Annotated in this window: 5 protein-coding genes; 4 read left to right on the top strand and 1 reads right to left on the bottom strand. The window is 66.7% G+C overall.

Annotated elements, in window-relative coordinates; translation table 11 throughout:
- The 3 genes from VF522_RS16355 to VF522_RS16345 form a co-directional block, all read left to right on the top strand.
- The coding region (locus VF522_RS16355) for an acyl-CoA dehydrogenase family protein (protein WP_330909352.1) at window positions 1-184 on the top strand (184 nt) is incomplete at its 5' end.
- 218 nt (window positions 185-402) lie between these two features.
- Window positions 403-1776, top strand: a complete 1374-nt coding sequence (locus VF522_RS16350) for an SCP2 sterol-binding domain-containing protein (RefSeq protein WP_330909351.1) — start codon at window positions 403-405, stop codon at window positions 1774-1776.
- A gap of 114 nt (window positions 1777-1890) precedes the next feature.
- Window positions 1891-2418 carry a helix-turn-helix domain-containing protein gene (locus VF522_RS16345; RefSeq protein ID WP_330909350.1) on the top strand — a complete coding sequence of 176 codons (528 nt, stop codon included), beginning with the start codon at window positions 1891-1893 and terminating at the stop codon, window positions 2416-2418.
- A gap of 37 nt (window positions 2419-2455) precedes the next feature.
- Here the strand turns inward: VF522_RS16345 and VF522_RS16340 are convergent, their stop codons facing one another.
- Window positions 2456-3238, bottom strand: coding sequence for a cyclase family protein (locus tag VF522_RS16340; protein ID WP_330909349.1), 783 nt, complete (start codon window positions 3236-3238; stop codon window positions 2456-2458).
- Window positions 3239-3403: 165 nt separating this feature from the next.
- Between VF522_RS16340 and VF522_RS16335 the strand changes: the two genes are divergently transcribed.
- Window positions 3404-3932: sugar transferase (locus tag VF522_RS16335; RefSeq protein ID WP_330909348.1), on the top strand; the 529-nt coding region annotated here is incomplete at its 3' end.

The following is a 3932-nucleotide window of genomic DNA, read 5'->3' as shown; positions in this document are numbered from 1 at the left end:
CAAGGCCAAGATGGGCGACACCTTCCACCTGGTGTCCAACGAGATGGTCCAGATGCACGGCGGCATCGGCATGACCGACGCCCACGACGCCGGCTTCTACCTGAAGCGCGCCCGCGCCGCCGAAGCCGCCTTCGGCAACCAGGCCTACCACCGCGACCGCTACGCCCGCATCAACGGCTACTGAGCCGCGGCCCTGCCGGAGCCTGGCGGTTCGCCAGCCGGCAGGGTAACCGCCGAGCTCCACGGCACGCGTATGACTGGTCATGACACGCTCGCGGAGGCTGGTGCCCAGGCGTGAGGCATCATGCCGCGCGGCGGCGTCTGAAGATCGGCATTGTAACTTCAAATATCATAGCTACCATGCGCCCTCGCCCAAGACCCGGGAAGCCAGGAGAGCGCCGCATGGCCCTTAGCGATCACCCCAGCGTGCAGCGCGTCCGCGCGGCCCAGGCCCCTGCCGAACTGGCCAAGCGCACGTTGTCCGCTGCCGAAGTCCGCGAACTGTTGCTGGAATGCGGGGCCGACGACGTCGCGCTACTCTCGGTGGACGATCCCGCGATCGCCGGGCAACGTTCGGAAATCAATCGCGTCTTCCCCGAAGCGCGCACGGTGGTCAGCTTCGTCTGCCAGATGAACCGCGAGCCCGTTCGCGCCACGGTCCGCTCGATCGCGAACCAGGAATTCCACGAGACCTACGACAGCGTGAATCACGCCGCCCGGAACTTCGTACGTGAGATGCAGGACCTGGGCCACCGGGCCGTCAACGCCGTCGCGGCGTTCCCGATGGAGCAGGAGAATTTCCCCGGCAAGAACTGGGCGGTGTCGCACAAGCCGATCGCCGTGGCCGCCGGGCTCGGCAAGATGGGCGTGCACCGCTGCGTCATCCACCCGAAGTTCGGGAGCTTCGTCCTGCTCGGCACCATCCTGCTCGAGGACGAGGTGGTGCTCGAGAAGCGGGTGCTGGACTACAACCCCTGCCTGGAATGCAAGCTGTGCGTCGCCGCCTGTCCGGTCGAGGCGATCGGCGTGGACGGCAGCTTCAATATGCAAGCCTGCTACACGCACAACTACCGCGACTTCCTGGGCGGCTTCGGCGACTGGATCGAGACGATCGCCGACTCGAAGTCGGCAGACGACTATCGCTCGCGCGTCCCGGTGACCGAAACCGCCCAGATGTGGCAGAGCCTGAGCTTCAAACCCAGCTACAAGGCCGCCTTCTGCATCTCCGTGTGCCCGGCCGGCGAGGACGTGCTCAGCCCGTTCCTCGAGGATCGCGCCGCGTTCGTGGAGCGCTTCGTCAAGCCGCTGCAGGACAAGCGCGAGACGATCTACGTGCACGAAGGCTCGGACGCGCAGGCGATCGTCTCCAAGAAATTCCCGAACAAGACTGTGAAGACCGTGTCTTGGATGAACCTTGATACGAACGGCGTCAGCGTTCTCTTCAGCATGCGCCTCGGCTTCCAGCGGCGGCAGTCCAAAGGCCTGGAAGCCTCCTACCATATGCATTTCACCGGCGATCGTGCGGTCTCCGGCACCGTGGCGATCCGCAAGATGGCTATAGAATTGGACTTCGGACTGAAGGGCGTCCCCGATGTCGAAGTACGGGTCTCGGGACCCGTCTGGGTCGACCTCCTCTCGCACAAGTTCACCGTGCAGGAGGCCATCGCCCAGGGCCAGTTGCAGGTGGAGGGCGACCCTGAGCTGGTGACCCGACTGATCCATTGCTATCCCCGCTATGGGCGTGTGACGCATGGAGCCCTCGCCGAGCCGGCGTAGGCCGCGGTCGCGAGAAGCGTGATCGAATGATGCCAAGTTGGGCTAGGATGCCGAGGTCGGGGCCTTTTGGTCGGGCCCGGACCCGGCGGTCTGCGGCAATGGAAGGCGACGCACATGCGATGGGATGACGTTTCGGATCAGAAGTGCTCGGTGGCGCGCTCGCTGGCGCTCCTTGGCGATCGTTGGACGATGCTGCTCATTCGCGAGGCGTTCCTCGGCACCCGCCGGTTCGACGAACTGCAGGCCCTGACCGGCGCCTCGCCCCAGGTGGTGGCTTCCCGGCTGGCGCGCCTGGTCGAAGGCGGCATCATGCGCAAGGTCCCCTACCAGCAGCGCCCGACGCGCTACGAATATCGGCTGACCGAAATGGGCCGCGAGTTGCAACCCGTGCTGTTCACCCTGATGACCTGGGGGGACAAGTGGCTCGATGACGGCCAGGGGCCGCCCAATCCGCTGCGCCATACCGAATGCGGGGCGATCACCCGGCCACAGCTGACCTGCGACGAATGCGGCGAGCCGGTGCTGGCCGGCAATGTGATGAACGAGCCTTCGGAACGCTGGGCGCGCCAGCGCCGCGAGATGCTTGCCGGCGTTCACGCCGATCACGCCGAACCGGCGATGGATGATCGGGTCGCGAGCTAGCGTCGGGCATTAGCAGCCGTAGGTCCTCGACCCGCGCTCAATCGAAGATCGCCACGGCCCGGATCCAGCCCGCCGACGCGTCGGCGATCTTCACGGGGAAGCACGACAGGGTGAAGCCGTCGGGCGGCAAGGCCGCCAGGTTGGTCAGCTTCTCGATCTGGTAGTACTCGCGCAGGCGGCCCGCCTTGTGACCTTCCCAGATGATCCTCGGGTCGCGGGTCTCGGCCCACTTGCGGGCGGTGTGCGAGAACGGCGCATCCCAGGACCAGGCATCGGTGCCGACCACCTTCACGCCCCGCTCGGTGAGATAGAGGGTGGCCTCCTCGCCCATGCCGCAGCCCTTGTGGATGTACTCGGGGTCGCCGTAGGCCGCGCCGGCGGCCGTGTTCACCAGCACGATGTCCAGGGGCTGCAACTCGTGGCCGATGCGGCGCAATTCGGCCTCGACGTCGGCGGCCGTAGCGACGTAGCCGTCCTCGAAACCGCGGAAGTCCAGCTTCACGCCCGGCTGCAGGAAGTACTCCAGCGGACCCTGGTCGATCGTGGGCGCCGGCCGGGTCTTCTCCACGCTGTCCGTGGTGGAATGGAAGTGCCACGGCGCGTCCATGTGCGTGCCGTTGTGGGTGGAAAGCTGCACCTGCTCGACGGCCCAACCCTCGCCGTCGGGCAGGTCGTCGGCCTGCAATCCGGGAAAGAAGGAGGCGATCTGGCCAACCGTCTCCCTGTGCCGTGAATAGGTCACCTTCGGCCGCATGATCTCCGGGTCCGAGATGATGTCGTTGGTGATGGGGATCGACAGGTCGACCAGCCGCCGGGCCATGGGTTCCCTCCGCGCGTCTTCGTGGCCATCGACCTTAGGCGCGCGGCAGGACAGGGGAAGCCCCAGCTGTCATTGTGCGGCGCAGCATTTCTTTTGCTGAGCGGGGAACCATGGGAACCACTACACGGTTTGGCTGGTGGGACGGAGTACGGAGCTGGGCTGGGAATGACCGTCAGCGCGCCCATTGCGCAACCGACCCCATTCGTCATCGCCGCTGACGATCCGGCGCGCGTGGCGTTCAGCCGCAGGAAGCGCGCGTTCGACATGGTGGCCGCTTGCCTGGCGCTTCTCGTATTCCTGCCGCTGCTGTTGCTGATCGGCGTGGCCATATGGATGGAGAGCGAGGGCCCGGTGCTGTTCCGCCAGCAGCGCACCGGCCTGCACGGTCGCCCGTTCCGCATCTATAAGTTCCGCACCATGCGGGTCACCGAGGACGGCGCGGATATCCGCCAGGCGGTGCGCGGCGACAGCCGGATCACGCCGCTGGGCGCTCTGCTGCGCAAGCTCAGCCTGGACGAGCTGCCGCAGCTGGTGAACGTGTTGAAGGGTGAGATGTCGATCGTCGGGCCGCGGCCGCACGCCCTGGCCCATGACCTCGTCTGGCGCGACCGCGTGCCGGGCTACGCCGGCCGGTTCCGCACCCGGCCCGGCCTCACCGGCGCAGCCCAGGTGAACGGCTACCGCGGCGAAGTCG

Source organism: Ramlibacter sp., from assembly GCF_036383835.1.
Classification (GTDB): Bacteria; Pseudomonadota; Gammaproteobacteria; order Burkholderiales; family Burkholderiaceae_C; genus Ramlibacter.
The sequence above is the reverse complement of the archived record's forward strand: the minus strand, read 5'-3'. Positions and strand labels throughout refer to the sequence as shown.

What these genes read in the sequence shown, in the direction of transcription:
- VF522_RS16350 (WP_330909351.1), top strand. Translation starts at nt 403, where the DNA reads ATGGCCCTTAGCGATCACCCCAGCGTGCAGCGCGTCCGCGCGGCCCAG.
- VF522_RS16340 (WP_330909349.1), bottom strand. Translation starts at nt 3,238, where the DNA reads ATGGCCCGGCGGCTGGTCGACCTGTCGATCCCCATCACCAACGACATC.
- VF522_RS16345 (WP_330909350.1), top strand. Translation starts at nt 1,891, where the DNA reads ATGCGATGGGATGACGTTTCGGATCAGAAGTGCTCGGTGGCGCGCTCG.